This is a genomic window from Actinoplanes sp. SE50/110 (assembly GCF_900119315.1).
Taxonomy (GTDB): domain Bacteria; phylum Actinomycetota; class Actinomycetes; order Mycobacteriales; family Micromonosporaceae; genus Actinoplanes.
In genome coordinates, this window is the sequence record NZ_LT827010.1 from 7171063 (window position 1) to 7186941 (window position 15879).

16 protein-coding genes are annotated in these 15879 nt (G+C 69.3%); 3 read left to right on the forward strand and 13 right to left on the reverse strand.

All coding sequences use genetic code 11. The features are described 5' to 3' along the window. Positions 1–13: 13 nt before the first annotated feature. A complete protein-coding gene (gene hisS, locus ACSP50_RS32075) occupies positions 14–1282 on the reverse strand; it encodes a histidine--tRNA ligase (protein WP_052311787.1) in 1269 nt (422 codons plus the stop codon). A gap of 62 nt (positions 1283–1344) precedes the next feature. Further along, entirely contained in the window at positions 1345–2043 is a 699-nt protein-coding gene (locus ACSP50_RS32080) for an MBL fold metallo-hydrolase (RefSeq protein ID WP_014693472.1), read from the reverse strand. Positions 2044–2191: 148 nt separating this feature from the next. Between ACSP50_RS32080 and ACSP50_RS32085 the strand changes: the two genes are divergently transcribed. Then, the gene (locus ACSP50_RS32085) at positions 2192–3061 is read left to right on the forward strand and encodes a peptidylprolyl isomerase (RefSeq protein WP_014693473.1); all 870 of its coding nucleotides are present in this window, start codon (positions 2192–2194) and stop codon (positions 3059–3061) included. A gap of 29 nt (positions 3062–3090) precedes the next feature. Next, positions 3091–3921 carry a peptidylprolyl isomerase gene (locus ACSP50_RS32090; protein ID WP_014693474.1) on the forward strand — a complete coding sequence of 277 codons (831 nt, stop codon included), beginning with the start codon at positions 3091–3093 and terminating at the stop codon, positions 3919–3921. Between the two features lie 112 nt (positions 3922–4033). Here ACSP50_RS32090 and ACSP50_RS32095 read toward each other — a convergent pair whose 3' ends face one another. The 8 genes from ACSP50_RS32095 to ruvC all read right to left on the reverse strand — a co-directional run bounded on the left by ACSP50_RS32095 (position 4034) and on the right by ruvC (position 13329). Then, positions 4034–6466, reverse strand: a complete 2433-nt coding sequence (locus ACSP50_RS32095) for a bifunctional (p)ppGpp synthetase/guanosine-3',5'-bis(diphosphate) 3'-pyrophosphohydrolase (RefSeq protein WP_014693475.1) — start codon at positions 6464–6466, stop codon at positions 4034–4036. A 174-nt stretch (positions 6467–6640) separates the two neighbouring features. Continuing rightward, entirely contained in the window at positions 6641–7204 is a 564-nt protein-coding gene (locus tag ACSP50_RS32100; protein WP_014693476.1) for an adenine phosphoribosyltransferase, read from the reverse strand. A gap of 160 nt (positions 7205–7364) precedes the next feature. Continuing rightward, positions 7365–8534 (reverse strand): protein translocase subunit SecF, encoded by a 1170-nt coding sequence (gene secF / locus ACSP50_RS32105; RefSeq protein ID WP_014693477.1) that lies wholly within the window; start codon positions 8532–8534, stop codon positions 7365–7367. 1 nt (position 8535) lies between these two features. Then, positions 8536–10464 (reverse strand): protein translocase subunit SecD, encoded by a 1929-nt coding sequence (gene secD / locus ACSP50_RS32110; RefSeq protein WP_014693478.1) that lies wholly within the window; start codon positions 10462–10464, stop codon positions 8536–8538. Between the two features lie 168 nt (positions 10465–10632). Then, entirely contained in the window at positions 10633–11013 is a 381-nt protein-coding gene (gene yajC, locus ACSP50_RS32115) for a preprotein translocase subunit YajC (RefSeq protein WP_043515950.1), read from the reverse strand. A gap of 146 nt (positions 11014–11159) precedes the next feature. Beyond that, positions 11160–12206, reverse strand: coding sequence for a Holliday junction branch migration DNA helicase RuvB (gene ruvB / locus ACSP50_RS32120; protein WP_014693480.1), 1047 nt, complete (start codon positions 12204–12206; stop codon positions 11160–11162). Then, positions 12203–12805: a Holliday junction branch migration protein RuvA gene (gene ruvA / locus ACSP50_RS32125; RefSeq protein WP_014693481.1), complete on the reverse strand. Its 603-nt coding sequence runs from the start codon at positions 12803–12805 to the stop codon at positions 12203–12205. The genes ruvB and ruvA overlap by 4 nt, the downstream gene beginning before the upstream one ends. After that, entirely contained in the window at positions 12802–13329 is a 528-nt protein-coding gene (ruvC, locus tag ACSP50_RS32130; RefSeq protein ID WP_014693482.1) for a crossover junction endodeoxyribonuclease RuvC, read from the reverse strand. Before ruvC ends, ruvA begins: the two co-directional genes overlap by 4 nt. Positions 13330–13426: 97 nt before the next feature. On the opposite strand from ruvC, the gene ACSP50_RS32135 reads away from it, so the two are divergent. Continuing rightward, positions 13427–13966, forward strand: coding sequence for a hypothetical protein (locus tag ACSP50_RS32135; protein WP_014693483.1), 540 nt, complete (start codon positions 13427–13429; stop codon positions 13964–13966). On the opposite strand, the gene ACSP50_RS32140 is transcribed toward ACSP50_RS32135, so the two are convergent. From ACSP50_RS32140 to ACSP50_RS42685, 3 genes are all read right to left on the reverse strand, one after another. Beyond that, a complete protein-coding gene (locus ACSP50_RS32140; RefSeq protein WP_014693484.1) occupies positions 13963–14532 on the reverse strand; it encodes a Uma2 family endonuclease in 570 nt (189 codons plus the stop codon). The two genes, ACSP50_RS32135 and ACSP50_RS32140, sit on opposite strands and share 4 nt — an antisense overlap. Before the next feature lie 281 nt (positions 14533–14813). Next, entirely contained in the window at positions 14814–15146 is a 333-nt protein-coding gene (locus ACSP50_RS32145; protein ID WP_155123695.1) for a hypothetical protein, read from the reverse strand. After that, a complete protein-coding gene (locus ACSP50_RS42685) occupies positions 15139–15867 on the reverse strand; it encodes a hypothetical protein (protein WP_155123696.1) in 729 nt (242 codons plus the stop codon). The genes ACSP50_RS32145 and ACSP50_RS42685 overlap by 8 nt, the downstream gene beginning before the upstream one ends. Between the last annotated feature and the right edge of the window lie 12 nt (positions 15868–15879).

A 15879-nucleotide genomic window follows, 5' to 3' on the forward strand; every position in this document is an offset into this window, starting at 1 on the left:
CGGGCCGCCCGCGTCAGGCTCCGGTGACCACCGGGTGCAGATCGGCGGCCGGCGGGGTCCAGGTCGCGGTGTCCGCCTCGACCTGCTCCCCCGACCGGATGTCCTTGACCGTGTCCGGCTCGCCGGGGAACCAGACGAACGGGATGCCGCGCCGGTCGGCGAACTGGATCTGCTTGCCGAACTTGGCCGCCGTCGGCGCCACCTCGGTGGGGATGCCCCGCCGGCGCAGCGCCGCGGCGGTCCGCTCCGAGACGCTCCGCTGCTCCTCGCTGGGCAGCGCGATCAGCACGCACGTCGGCACGGTGCGGGACACCGACACAGCGTTCTGTCCGAACAGCAGGCCGAGCATCCGGGACACCCCGATCGAGATGCCCACGCCCGGGAAACGGGTGTTGCCGACCGACGCGAGCGTCTCGTACCGGCCGCCCGAGCAGATCGAGCCGAAACGTTCGTACCCCTGCAATTGGGTCTCGTAGACGGTGCCGGTGTAGTAATCCAGGCCGCGCGCGATCTTGAGCTCGGCCCGGATCAGGCCCGGCGCGTGCTCGTTGGCCGCCACCACCACCTGCTCCAGCTCAGCCAGGCCCTCGTCGAGCAGCGGGTCGCTGACGCCGAGCGCGCGGACCGCGTCCACGAACGAGGCGTCCGCCGCCGAGATGCCGGCCAGCTTCAGACAGGCCGCGGCCTGCGCGTCGGTGGCCCCGGCCGTCTCGACCAGCGCGGCCGCCACCTTGTCCGGGCCGATCTTGTCGAGCTTGTCGACGGTCCGCAGCACCTGCGCGGTGTCCGCCAGCCCCAGACCCCGGTAGAAGCCCTCGCAGACCTTCCGGTTGTTGACCAGGATGGTGGCCCGCGGGATCGGCAGCGACCGGAAGACGTCGCCGATCACCAGCGGCATCTCGGTGTCGAAGTGGAACGGCAGGGTGTCCCGGTTGACCACGTCGATGTCGGCCTGCAGGAACTCGCGGTAGCGGCCCTCCTGCGGGCGCTCGCCGCGCCACACCTTCTGGATCTGGTAACGGCGGAACGGGAAGACCAACTTGCCGTGGTTCTCCACGACGAACCGGGCGAACGGCACGGTCAGGTCGAAGTGCAGGCCGAGCTGGTCCTCCCGCTTGCCGGACTCGTCCTCCTGCAGGCGGTGCAGCAGATAGACCTCTTTGGACGTCTCACCCTTGGAGAGCAGCGTCTCCAGCGGCTCGACGGCGCGGGTCTCCAGCGGGGCGAAACCGTACAGCTCGAAGGTGGAACGGATCTTGTCCAGCGCGTACTGCTCGATCATGCGCTGGGGCGGCAGCCACTCAGGGAAGCCGGAAATAGGCACTGTCTCTCCTGACGAAAGGATCAGAGGAAGCGGCCGGGCGCCGCGGTCAGGTCCCGCAGGTACGGGTTCGACGCGCGCTCACGGCCGATGGTCGTGGCCGGTCCGTGGCCGGGCAGCACGACGGTGTCGTCGGCGAGCGGCAGGATCTTGTCCCGCAGCGACGCCATCATCGTCGGGGTGCTGCCACCCGGCAGGTCGGTGCGTCCGATCGAGCCCGCGAAGAGCACGTCCCCGGAGAGACAGAGCTCCTCCGCGTCCCAGGAGGAGCCCGCGCCCGGCAGGCGGAACAGCACCGACCCGCCGGTATGGCCGGGTGCGTGGTCGACGGTGACCTGCAGCCCGGCGAGGCTGAGGACCGCGCCGTCGGTCAGCGGGGCGACGTCGTCCGGCTCGGAGTACTGCAGGCGGCCGCCGAACAGCGAGCTCAGGTCGGTGCTCAGCCCCTTCGACGGGTCGGCCAGCATCTCCCGGTCGTCCGGGTGCACGTACGCGGTGATGCCGCGGGCGCCGCAGACCGGGGCGACCGAGAAGGTGTGGTCCAGGTGGCCGTGGGTGAGCAGCACCGCGGCCGGGGACAGCCGGTGCTGGGCCAGCACCTCGTCCAACCGGTCGAGCACACCGATGCCGGGGTCGACGATCAGGCACTGCTCGCCCGGGCCGGCGGCCACCACATAGCAGTTGGTGCCGAAGGCCTGCGCCGGAAAGCTGGCGACGAGCACGAGCCGATCCCCCTCACAGCAAAACGGGTGCGAATCGTAACGAGAGTAGCGGGGCAGCCGCACACCACTTTCTCAGGAGGTACCCGTACACTCTTGCGGGCGTGTGGCGTGCCGCACCCCTTGACATGCACAGGGAAGGACAGCGTTAGTGGCTCCCAGCAAGGACCGGCAGCGCAAGCTCGCGCGCGCGAAATACGATCGCCAGATGGCTCGCCGGGCCGTTCGGGAGCGTCAGCGCCGCCGCGTGCTGGCCGGCGCCGGCACCGCGCTCGCTGTCGTGCTGGTGGTCGCCGCCGGCCTGTGGATCGGCGGCGTCTTCGACGGCAAGGGCAAGTCGACCACCACCGAGGCGCAGGACGACTGCATCTGGACGCCGTTCGACAAGTCGAAGAACGCCAATCTCAAGGAGGTGGGCACCCCGCCCACCAAGAACGTCCCGCAGACCGGCACCGAGCAGATGACGGTCACCACCGACCTGGGTGCGCCGCTCGTCGCGACGCTCGACGTCGCGAGCGCCCCGTGCGCCGCGGCCAGCTTCTCGTACCTGGCCGGCAAGCAGTTCTTCGACGGCACGCCCTGCCACGAGGTCCTCGACATCGGCGCGGTCCACTGCGGTGACCCGAGCGGCACCGGCCTGGGCGGCCCGACGTACAGCTACTACGACGAGAACATCCCGGACCGGCCGGCGCCCAGCGCCTCCGCCGGCGCGGGCACGGTGGCCAAACCCACCGTGCTCTACCCCAAGGGAACCGTCGCCACGATCGGCAACCCGGCCGGCAGCAACGGCAGCCAGTTCCTCATCTTCTTCAAGGACTACGCGCCGACCGCCGCCCCGACCTACTCGATCCTGGGTCAGGTCACCGGTGGGCTGGACACGCTGGCGAAAATCGCCAAGATCCCCACGGTCGCCGACAGCGCCGGTGACAAGGTCACTCCCAAGGAGAAGATCACCATCAAGAGCCTGACCGTCGCCGCAGACACTGTCGCGGCAGCACCCTCGGCGAGCGTGCAGTCGTGAGTTCGGAAGAGACCAGCAGGAGGAACGACGTGTCGTCGATCAAGGACCGGCAGCGCGCGGCGGCGCGGGCCCGGCTCGAGAAGGAGATGGCCGAGCGGGCCACCGCCGCCAAGAACCGACGCCGCCGCCAGGCGATCATCGGTTCCGCCCTCGCCGTGGTGGTGATCGCCGGTGTCGCCGTGCTGCTCGTCAACCACCTGAAGAAGGACGACAAGAAGCCCACCGCCGGCGCCAGCGCCCTCCCGGCCGGCACCGTCGCCTGCACCTGGACCCCGGCCGGCGCGACCGGCGGCAAGGTCAAGGAGGTCGGCACCCCGCCGACCGCGGTGCCGAACACCGGCACCAGCACGCTGACCCTCGACACCAACCTCGGCCCGATCGAGGCCACGATCGACCTCAGCAAGGCCCCGTGCACCGGCGCCAGCTACAAGTTCCTCGCGTCGAAGAACTTCCTCGACAACACCAAGTGCCACCGCCTGGTCAACCAGGACGGCTTCAAGGTCCTGCAGTGCGGCGACCCGTTCGCCACCGGCAAGGGATACCGCGAGACCGACGGTCAGGGCGGCCCCGGCTACATGATGGCCGAGGAGAACCTGCCGACCGACACGAACAACCCGTATCCCGCGGGCTCGATCGCGATGGCGAAGACGCAGCAGCCCGGCACGACCGGCAGCCAGTTCTTCATCTGCGCGGACAACACCCAGCTCCCGCCGCAGTACACGCTGCTGGGCAAGATCACCAAGGGTCTCGACCTGGTGCAGAGCGTGGTGAAGGCCGGTGACGACGGGGCGTTCGCGCAGTCGGCCGGCGGCGGTCACCCGAAGAAGGAACTCGACATCAAGACGATGACGGTCTCCTGACCCTCGGCATTCGCGGAAAAAGGCGGCCCCCGCGGGGGCCGCCTTTTTTCATGTTGCGGAAGTGACCGGGTACGCGTCTTTCATGCTGCGGAAGTAAGCGGGTACGCGTCTTTCAGGCTCCGGAAGTGACCCGGTACGCGTCGAAGACGCCGTCGACCTTGCGCACCGCGGCCACCAGGTGGCCCAGGTGTTTCGGGTCGGCCATCTCGAAGGTGAACCGGCTGACCGCCACCCGGTCCCGCGTGGTGGTGACCGTCGCGGACAGGATGTTCACCCGCTCCTCGGAGAGCACCCGGGTCACGTCGGCCAGCAGCTTGTGCCGGTCGAGCGCCTCGACCTGGATGGCCACCAGGAACGTCGACGCGGACGTCGGCTTCCAGCTGACCTCGACCACCCGCTCCTCCTGCTCGCGCAGGTCCTGAGCGTTGGCGCAGTCGGCCCGGTGCACGCTCACCCCACCGGAGCGGGTGACGAAGCCGAACACCTCGTCGCCGGGCACCGGGGTGCAGCAGCGCGCCAGTTTCACCCACACGTCCGAGACGCCCTTGACCACCACGCCCGGGTCCTGCGCGGTGCTGCGGTTGCGGGGCGGGCGGGTCGCGACGGCGGTCTCGGCGATGTCCTCGACCGCGCCCTCCTCGCCGCCGAAGCCGGCGACCAGTTTGGCGACCACCGACTGCGCCGAGACGGTGTTCTCGCCGACCGCGGCGTAGAGCGAGGAGACGTCGGGCAGGTGCAGGTCACGCGCGATCGTCGTGAGATTCTCGCTGGTCAGCATCCGCTGCAGGGGCAGGCCCTGCTTGCGCATCGCCTTGACGATCGCGTCCTTGCCGTCCTCGATCGCCTCCTCACGGCGCTCCTTGTTGAAGTACTGGCGGATCTTGGTCCGGGCCCGGGGGCTCTTGACGAAGCCGAGCCAGTCCTGGGTGGGGCCGGCGGTGCTGGACTTGGACGTGAAGATCTCGATCACGTCGCCGTTGGAGAGCGTCGACTCCAGCGGCACCAGCTTGCCGTTCACCCGGGCGCCGATGCACTTGTGCCCGACCTCGGTGTGCACCGCGTAGGCGAAGTCGACCGGCGTGGACCCGGTCGGCAGCGGGATCACGTCCCCCTTGGGGGTGAAGACGTAGACCTCCTGGCTGGAGAGGTCGAAGCGGAGCGCGTCCAGGAACTCGGACGGGTCGCTCGCCTCCCGCTGCCAGTCGAGCAGCTGCCGCAGCCAGGTCATCTCGTCGATGTGCGCCGGCGGGCCGACGATCGTCGCGCCCTTCTGCTCCTTGTACTTCCAGTGCGCGGCGATGCCGAACTCGGCCGTGCGGTGCATCGCGAACGTGCGGATCTGCATCTCGACCGGCTTGCCGGTCGGGCCGATCACCGTCGTGTGCAGCGACTGGTACATGTTGAATTTCGGCATCGCGATGTAGTCCTTGAACCGGCCCGGCACCGGCTGCCAGTTCGCGTGGATCACACCCAGCGCGGCATAGCAGTCGCGGACCGTGTCGACCAGGATGCGGACGCCGACCAGGTCGTAGATGTCGTTGAAGTCCCGGCCCCGGACGATCATCTTCTGATAGATCGAGTAGAGGTGCTTGGGGCGGCCGGTGGTCTCGGCCTTGATCTTCGCCGACTTGAGGTCGAGGCTGACCCGGTTGGTGACCTGGCGCAGCAGCGCCTCCCGCTGCGGCTGGTGCTCCCCGATCAGGCGGTTGATCTCCTCGAACCGTTTCGGGAACAGGGTGCCGAAGGCGAGGTCCTCCAGCTCCCACTTGATCGTGTTCATCCCGAGGCGGTGGGCCAGCGGGGCCAGGATCTCCAGCGTCTCCTTGGCCTTCTGCTCCTGCTTGGCGCGGGGCAGGAAGGTCAGGGTGCGCATGTTGTGCAGCCGGTCGGCCAGCTTGATCACCAGGACCCGCGGGTCCTTGGCCATCGCGACGACCATCTTGCGGATCGTCTCCGCCTTGGCCGCGTCGCCGAGCTTGACCCGGTCGAGCTTGGTGACGCCGTCGACCAGCAGCGCCACCTCGGCGCCGAAGTCGTTGCGCATCTGCTCCAGGCCGTAGTCGGTGTCCTCGATCGTGTCGTGCAGCAGGGCCGCCACCAGGGTGGTGGTGTCCATGCCCAGGTTGGCCAGGATGGTCGCGACGGCCAGCGGATGGGTGATGTACGGGTCGCCGGACTTGCGGTACTGCCCCGAGTGCCAGCGGGCCGCGACGTCGAACGCCTTCTGCAGCTGACGGACGTCGCCCTTGGGGTGGCTCGCCCGGTGCGTCGCGATCAGCGGCTCGAGCACCTCGCTGACCTGGGTGCTCTGCCAGGGCGCGTTGAACCGGGCCAGCCGGGCCCGCACCCGGCGCCCGGTGGGCGCGCTGGCGAACCCGAAGCCGGAGGTCTCCCCGGTCGGCGTGAATGGCTGGGTGGTCTCCGGATCGCCGGCGGTCTTGTCATCGATGCGGGCCTCGGCGGGCGCGACATCGCCCGTGCCGGTCCGCGGGTCCTGGGTCGGTTGCACCGTGCCCTCCGCCGGAGGGACGACGTCGCTGGACACCGGCCTCCTCATCACCTTCGCCAGAACCCCGCCGGGCGTGCCGCGCCGTCGAGGTCCGAATGGATCCAGGGGTAGCCCTCTGGAACGACCATCCTACCCGCACCACCATCGCGAATGGCCCGGCCGAACCTCTGAATCAGCAGGACCGGCCGGGTCAAATGCATCGAAGGCGGATCAAACGGTCAACAGCGCGTGCACTGTACGGGGGGCGAGCCTCTCCCGGCCACCCAGGAAACCCAGCTCCATCAGCACGGTGAAGCCGGCCACCGTGCCGCCGGCCCGCTCCACCAGGTCCATCGCGGCGGCCGCGGTGCCCCCGGTGGCGAGCACGTCGTCGACCACCAGGACGCGCTGTCCGGCGACGAACGCGTCCTCGTGCACCTCCAGGGTGGCCTCGCCGTACTCCAGCGCGTACGAGGCGGACAGGGCCTTGCGCGGCAGCTTCCCGGCCTTGCGGATCGGGACCACGCCGGTGCCGGTGGCATAGGCCAGCGCGGCCGCCACCACGAACCCACGCGCCTCCACCCCGGCCACCACGTCGAACGAGCCGGCCCCGTGATGGGCCGCGATCCCGTCGATCACCCGGCGGAACACCACCGCGTCGGCGAACAGCGGCATCAGGTCCTTGAAGACGACGCCCGGCTTGGGGAAGTCCGGCACGTCGATGCTGGCACCCGCGACCAGGGCGGCCAGCTCGGGGCCGCTGTCGCCGGGCGCCGCGGGGATCTCGGTAGTCACGGCGGACAGCCTAGACCAGCGGATCGGCGCGACCGCGCCCCCGCCGGGGCACCGGCGCCCGCTGCCCGGATCGACCTGACGTGAAACGGCCCGCCACCGCTCACGCGGTGCCGGGCCGTCCCGTGTTCCGTACCGTTGCCGGCTGCCGCCGGCCGCGTTGTCAGCGCCGCTTGCCGTCCGGCCGGTTGCCGGCCGTGCCGCCGCGGTTGGCGCCACGCCGGGCCGCCGGGCGGGCACCCGGGCGCGGGGTGGTGCTACCGGCCATCGCCGGGACGTCCGAGTCGGTGGCGTTGCCCGGGCGGCGCTCGCCCCGGGCCACGTCCTCCGAGCGGCCGGCCCGCCGGGTCAGCACCCGGGCGTTGTGCGCCCGGATCTTCGGGTCCTGGTCCTTCAACGCGCTCAGCACCGGCGCGGCGAACAGGATCGAGGAGAGCACCCCGAAGCCCATGCCGACGAAGAGCACCAGGCCCAGGTCCTTCAGCGTGCCGGCGCCGAGCAGGCCGGCACCGATGAAGAGCAGGCCACCGACCGGCAGCAGCGCCACCAGGCCGGTGTTCAGCGAGCGCATCAGGGTCTGGTTGACCGCCAGGTTGGTCGCCTCGCTGTAGGTGCGGACACTGCCCGCGGTGATCCCGCGGGTGTTCTCCTGCACCTTGTCGAAGACGACGACCACGTCGTACAGCGAGTAACCGAGGATCGTCAGGAAGCCGATCACCGTGGACGGCGTCACCTCGAAGCCGACCAGCGAGTACACGCCCGCGGTCAGCAGGAGGTCGAGGACGAGCGAGGCGAGCGCGGCCACCGCCATCCGCCACTCGAAGCGGACGATCAGGTAGGCGACCACCAGCACCAGGAAGATGACCAGACCGATCACCGCCTGCTGGGTGACCTGACCGCCCCAGGCCGCCGACACCTGGTTGTCACTGATCTTGGCGGGGTCCACGCCCAGGTCCTTGACCAGGGTGGTCTTCGCCGACTCCGACTCGGCCGCGGACAGCGCCGAGGCTCGCACGGTGTAGCTGGCGCCCGGGCCGTTGCCGACCTTCTGGGTCGAGCCGACGGTGGCCTCCGAGTTGGCCGACCGCACCGCCTTCGCCACCGCGTCGGAGATCTCGTTCTGGGTCAGGCTCTTGCCGCTGATCTCGGCCGGGACACTGAACGAGGTGCCACCGGCGAACTCGATGCCGAGCGAGAACCCACGGACCACGAAGCTGCCGATCGAGATCAGCACCAGCGCGGCCGCGATCGTGAACCACATCTTCCGGCGGCCCACGATGTTGATGTTCGCTTCACCCGCGTAGAGGCGGGACGCGAGTCCTTCACGGGCCATCTCAGGCCTCCTTCACACGCGAGGAGCCGGGCTCCTCCGTCGGGTTGCGGCGCAGGACCCGGCCGAGGCCGCTGACCCGCGGCGACAGGAACGCCTTGGTGTTGGCGAACATGGTCATGATCGGGTGCCGGAAGAGGAACACCACGACCAGGTCGAGCACGGTGGAGAGACCCATCGCGAAGGCGAAACCCTGCACCGCGCCGATCGACACGATGTAGAGCACCACGGCACACATGATGGTGATCGTGTTCGCCGAGATGATCGTCCGCCGGGCCCGGTGCCAGGCGCGCGGCACCGCGCTGCGTGGCGTACGGCCCTCGTGGATCTCGTCCTTGAGTCGCTCGAAGTAGATCACGAACGAGTCGGCCGCCACACCCAGTGACACGATGAAGCCGGCGATACCCGCCAGGGACAGCGTATAGCCCATGGTCCGGCCGAGGAACACCAGCGCACCGAAGGTGAGCAGACCGGAGAGCAGCAGACTGAGGAAGATGACCGAGCCGAGCAGGCGGTAGTAGAAGAACGCGTAGATCGCCACCAGGCCCATGCCGATCGCGGCGGCCAGCAGACCGGCCTGCAGCTGCTGCAGACCCAGGGACGCCGAGATGGTCTCCGCCGGGCCCGAGGTGAAGGTCACCGGGATCGCGCCGAACTTCAGCTGGTCGGCCAGCTGCTTGGCGGTCGCCGCGGTGAAGCTGCCGGTGATCTGCGACGAGCCGGTCAGCACCGCGGTGATCTGCGGCGCCGACAGGATCTCCTTGTCCAGTACGACGGCGACCGCGCAGTGCTGGACCGACGTGCCGTAGAGCGACTGGATCGCGGTGTAGCACGGGTCGCTGGAGGTCGCGTTGAACGCCACCCGGGTGAGGTCGGCCCACTTCTTCTGGCCGTCGCTCTTGAAGTCCAGCGAGACGACCCACTGACCGTTCTGCTGGTCGAGCTGCGGGCTGGCGCTGGAGATGTCGTTACCGACCACCTTCGCCGGGTCCAGCATGACCTTGGCCTGGCTGCTGTAGCAGGCCACCACCGGCTGCGCCGGGTCGTCGATCGAGCCGTTCGGCCGCTGGTTCAGCTGGTCGCAGCTGATCGTCGGCACGTTGAACTGCATCTGCGGGCTGAGCGCGGCCACCTCGGCCGGGCTCAGCGTGCTGAACGGCTTGTAGGGCAGGCCGGCCTTCGGGTCGGTGCTCAGCTCGACCGGTGCGGTCAGCCGCTGGGCCTGCGCCCAGATCGCCGGGCCGACCTTCTTCGCGATCGCGGCACGCTGCGCGGTGATGTCCGCCGCGACCGGAGCCTCGGTGGCCGCCGGGCCGGCGGGCGCGGCCGGGGCCGACGCCGCGGTGCTCGGGGCCGCGGACGGCGCCGACGGGGTGGCGCTCGGCACCGCCTCGCCACCGCCCTGGCCGCCGGTGCCCTTCGACGGGCTGACGACCGCGGCCGGGGCGCTGGCGCCGCTCTTCGGCACGGCCGCACCGGACGGCGCGACCGACGGGGCACCGGACGCTGCCGCGCTGGGCGCCGGCGAGGCCGGGTTCAGCGCGTTCTTCGACACGTCCATGGTGGTGCCGGTGAGCAGGCGGAACCGCATGTTCGCGGCCTTGCCCAGGTCTTTGAGCTGGTCCTTCGCCTCACCGGCCAGGGAGACCACGATGGTGTTCTTGCCCTGGATGACGACGTCGGCCTCGGCGACACCGAGGGCGTTCACCCGCTTGTCGATGATGTCCCGGGCCTGCGCCATCGCCTCCGGGGTCGGTGCGCCACCGGCCTGCGTCGCGATGTACGTGGCCTGCGTGCCGCCGACCAGATCGAGGCCCATCTTCGGCTTCAGGCGATCGGTGAAGGTGCCCTTGGCGTGCCCGCCGAAGAAGACGAACAGATACAGGACGACGAAGATCAGGCCGAGCACGCCGAGTTGGCGTCCAGGATGCATCTGTCCCTGTGGTGGTCGTGCCACGGCGTTAGGTCTCCCTGTGTTCCGGCCGCGCGACGCGCGCAGCGCTCTCGATCGGTGGCCGGCCGTCGACGGAGGGACGGCGGCCGGGGCGGACCGGGCCCGCCGGCAGGGACGCCGGGAGCCGGTCCGGGGGTGATGCGGTTGTCAGTCCTGCTTGCGGACGTCGACGACGGGGCTCTCCGGCTCGGCGACGATCGGCTCCGCGACGACCGGCTCCGCGGCGGCCTCGGCCGGCTCGCCGGCGCGGGTGACCACCCGGGCGATCGCCGGGCGCGCGAACGTGACCTGTACACCCTCGGCGATCTCCAGCAGGACCACGTCGTCCTCGGCGGTCACCACGGTGCCGTGCAGGCCGCCGATGGTGACGATCGCGTCGCCCGCCCCGAGCTTGTTCTGCATCTCCATCGCCTCACGGCGCCGCTTCTGCTGGGGCCGGATCATCAGGAAATACATCACACCGAGGATCAGGACGAACGGCAGGAACAGCCCCAGCGGGTTAGAGCTGGAGGACGCGGCCAGGTGCACGAGAAACAGCCTTCCGTAGGCCACCGGGACCGCTGCGGGGCGGGGCCGGGGCGTCAAAACATCCGGGTTGAAGCGGGGGCGAGTCTAATCGGTCAACCTGGAGACTACGAATGCGGCACACGTCACGTTCACATCACGAGGGATATTCACGCATCTCGCGCGAACAGGTCACCCTGAAACACCCCGGACCTGCCGTCGGTGGGCGGAGTCTTCCCCAGATGGGCCCAACCGGCCTCGGTGGCCACCCGGCCGCGCGGCGTGCGGGCCAGCAGCCCGGCCCGCACCAGGAACGGCTCGCACACCTCCTCCACCGTGTCGGACTGCTCCCCCACCGCGACGGCGAGGGTGGACAGGCCGACCGGGCCCCCCTTGAACGACTCGATCAGCGCCCGCAGCACCGCCCGGTCCAGCCGGTCCAGGCCGAGCGCGTCGACGTCGTACACCTGCAGCGCGGCCCGGGCGATCTCCTCGGTGACCACCCCGTCGCCGCGCACCTCGGCGTAGTCACGGACCCGGCGCAGCAGCCGGTTGGCGATCCGCGGCGTGCCCCGGGACCGGCCGGCGATCTCGGCGGCGCCCGCCGCGGTGATCGGCACCCCGAGGATCCGCGCCGACCGGTGCAGCAGCGCGTCCAGGTCGGCCGGGGAATAGAAATCGAGGTGCGCGACGAACCCGAACCGGTCGCGCATCGGCCCGCTCAGCAGCCCGGCCCGGGTGGTCGCCCCGACCAGCGTGAACGGCTCCACGTCCAGCGGGATCGCGGTGGCGCCCGGCCCCTTGCCCACCACCACGTCGACCCGGAAGTCCTCCATCGCGCTGTACAGCAGCTCCTCGGCCGGCTTGGCGATGCGGTGGATCTCGTCGATGAACAGCACGTCGCCGGGGCCCAGCCCGGTCAGGATCGCGGCCAGGTCGCCGGAACGCTCGATCACCGGACCGCTGGTGGTCCGGATCCCGGTCCCGAGCTCGGCCGCCACGATGTTCGCCAGGGTGGTCTTGCCGAGGCCGGGCGGCCCGGACAGCAGGATGTGATCGGGCGGGGTGCCGCGGCCCATCGACGCTTTCAGCAGCAGCTCCAGCTGGTCGCGGACGCGGTGCTGGGCGATGAAGTCGGCCAGCCGGCGAGGCCGGACGCTGGCCTCCGCGTCCAGTTCCTCGTCGCCCGCCTCCGGGGACAGGAAGTCGTCGGTCATCGGGTCCTACCCAGCAGCCGGATCGCCTGGCGCAGCAGAATCGGCACCGGCGGGACCTCACCGTCGATCGTCTCGCCGATCGCGGCGACCGCCTGATCGGCCTGGGTGGCGCTCCAGCCGAGTGCGAGCACACCCTGCCGGACCTGCTCCTGCCAGGCACCGGCCAGCACGCCGGTGCCGCCGGCATCGCCGAAGCCGACCGGGCCGATCTTGTCCTTCAGCTCGACGATCATCTTCTCGGCGCCGCGCTTGCCGATCCCCGGCACCTGGGTGAGCGCCGCGATGTCGCCGCCGCCGATGGCCCGGCGCACCGCGTCCGGCTGATGCACCGCGAGTACCGCCTGGGCGATCCGCGGACCCACCCCGTTCGCGGTCAGCAGCAGCTCGAACAGCTGCCGCTCGTCGTCGTCGGCGAAGCCGTACAGGGTGAGCGAGTCCTCCCGGACGATCAGCGTGGTGGCCAGCCGGGCCTCCGCGCCGGTGCGCAGCGCGGCCAGCGTGTTCGGCGTGCAGAAGACCCGCATGCCGACACCGCCCACCTCGACCACGGTGCTGTCATGGAGGATCGCGGCGACTCGGCCGCGCACACTGGCGATCATCGGGCGCTCCTGCGGGCGGCGGCCACGGCCGCGGCCTGGATCCGGGCGCGGGTGCCCCCGCGCCAGATGTGACAGATGGCGATGGCGATGGCGTCCGCCGCGTCGGCCGGTCGGGGCGGGGCGTCGAGCCTCAGCAGCCGGGTGACCATCGCGGTGACCTGCTTCTTGTCGGCGGTGCCGGAGCCGGTGACCGCCGCCTTCACCTCGCTGGGAGTGTAGGTCTGCACCGGCAGCCCGGCCCGCGACCCGGCCAGGATCGCGACCGCGCTGGCCTGCGCGGTGCCCATCACGGTCCGCGCGTTGTGCTGGGAGAACACGCGTTCGACGGCGACGCTCTCCGGCTGGTGCAGGGCGACCAGCTCGGCGAGGCTGCGGTCGAGGTGCAGCAGGCGCATCGCGATGTCCTCGTCCGGCTCGCTGCGGACCACGTGGTACGCGATCAGCGTGCCGGGGCGGCCGGGGACCCCCTCGACCACGCCGACGCCGCACCGGGTGAGACCCGGATCGATGCCGAGCACGCGCATCACGGCCTCCCCTCACGTACGTGTGTTCGACACCCTAGTACGCGGTTCTCTTGCGCCCGCCGCCGACACGCCTCGACCATGGGTACGGGAGGTCCCGATGAACGTCATCCCGCCGATGCAGGACGATCCGCCACCGGAGTTCGTCCAGGTGATCGCGGCGCACGAGCCGGTGCTGCGGCGCGAGGCACTGCGCCTGACCGGCGGCGATCCGGTGGGTTACGCGATCTACGAGGAGGCGCTGACCGACCTGGCCGGCCACTGGCGTCGGTTGCGGTTCTGGAGCCGGGTGACCGGCACCGACGTGCCCGGTGACTACCTGCGCCAGCGCATCCTGAAGCGGACCCGGGCATGGCGGGAGGATCAGGTCTACGAGGTGGAGGTCCGGGTGCTGCGCACCCCGGCGCCGTTTCCGGTCCCGGTGGGCGGTCCGGCGCCGAGTCTCGCTCTCCGCAAGGCTTCGCTGATTGACGGTACGTCACGAGCGGGGCTGCTGACCCTCGCCGACGCCGCCGTGGCCTGGTGTCACGCATGGCGCCGCTCCGAGCACCGCCGGATCCTCCGGCTGATCATCGGCGGCCTGCTCCTGATCGCCACCATGATCCAGACCATGTCCTGGCTCGCCGGCCCCGGTTCCTAGCCTGCCGCCCGCTTCGCGGCATACTCCCGCTCCAGCTGGGAGAGCGGCAGAGTCCGCTCGCGGAAATAGTCCGGCTTGTCGCCATGGGTCACCAGCCGGTGAATATGCACCGTGGCGTCGTCGTGGGACTTCTCGGCGTCCCGCTCGACGATCCAGTACTCCGCGATGCCCTGCTCGGCATACCAGTCGGCCTTGTGGGTGAATTCGCCGTTCGGCGACTTCTCCGAGATCACCTCGACCACGAGGCTCATGGCCGAACCTGGCAAGTTCGCGTAGTCGGCGGTGTTCGGCGGCAGAGCGGCGACGACACCGACATCGGGCAGACGACAGTCCCGCTCCCGAGTCCCGCGCACTCCAGGATCGAGAAATGCTCGGGCACCGACCGCGAGAAGCATGACATAGATGCGCCCAGCCATGTCCTGATGCCGGTAGGAGGCGGGCGTCATGATGACGAGGTTTCCGTCGTGCAGTTCGTAGCGATAGCCGCGGGGCAGGTGGGCAAGGTCCTCGACGTCCAGATCCTCGAGGGCTGACAGGTGCAGCACCGGGTCATTCAACAGGAGCACCCCTTCAGCCTACTTGCCCCGCGACTACCCGTCACGCGTCAATGAGCGCCATTACCTCGTCGGGCACCTCAGACGAGACGGAATCACAACCGTCCTCATGGCTTCTCCTATATGAGGATGCCCCGGCGGGCGCTGGAACACCCCCGAGCGTGGACGGTAGAGGTCTCCGCCATGCACAACAGTAATGCCGCCGTGTCCGCGGCCGTGTCAGCCCTTCGGCCCCTCGGCCGTTTGGAGAGAAGACCACCAGCGATCAAACCGGCACCGCGGCAACCAATCTCTCAAGACCTTCGAGTCTTCTTCCGCTCAAGTTCTTCGGGGTCGTCCTCGAGCATGGAGCGCGCCTGCTCTGCGAGACGTTGACGCTCCGGTGGATCAAGGTTCGCCTCCCACTCACGGAACCGCTGGAAGGCCGTGGTGAGCGCACCACCATAAGCTGAGCTACGTGCGATGTCGCGGATCCTGACGTTTCCCTTCAGGACACCGTCCGCCATCTCGGCTAGCTCGGGGCCACCGGCACCCTTGCTGAGCTGCTGAAGACTGTCCCGCATTGCTCGGACAATTCGAGGATTATCCGTCATTTCTTCGAGTTGCTCACTAACACGGTCAGCCACGCTTAGCCTCCGGAAGCGCGAAGACGTTCCCCGGGAGAGGAATAGCCGAAATATTCCCGCCCTGGTTGGAAAGGTCATCAATCAGCCCGAAGGTACCGAAGATGGCCGTCCATGCCGTTGAGACGACGATTGCCGCCTTATTGGCCAACTCCAGCACCCGCGTAACCTGATATGCCGCCAGCCCATAACCGGCAAGAGCGCCGAATCCGGTTTCAGCCGTTGCGGTGCCGATTGCCGCCGAAGCAGCCATGAGAAGCGCGGCATCAACTAAAGCCTGGAGGATGTTTCCGAGCTGTTTAGAGAATTGGTATGCACCTTTGGCTGATTCATGGTAAGCATTGGATGCTTGAGCCAACGCATCCTGTTGGCGACTTACCGCTGAGGCAAGATTGCTGAAGTAGACGAAAGCTGCATCGTCGGCGTTTCCTGACCATGTTCGATCGAGATCCAGAAATCCGGACTGGATCTGGATACCAACCTCTTGCAGAAAGCCCGCCATGCTCTTCAGGGCATCGCCGAAGCGATAGAGCGAGGCCCAATCCCCGGCTATTGCATCCGTCACCGACCCAAAAACATCGTATCCGGTAACACTTTCGATTGCCGCAGAAATATAGGCTGATGGTGACAAAAAGTTAAATAGGTCTCCTGGGTCGGGAAAGCCCTCTGTCATGCTGTCGTCTGGTTCCCCCGGGATAACCAGAAGGTTTACTGCGGTACTCATGCGTCCTCCTGT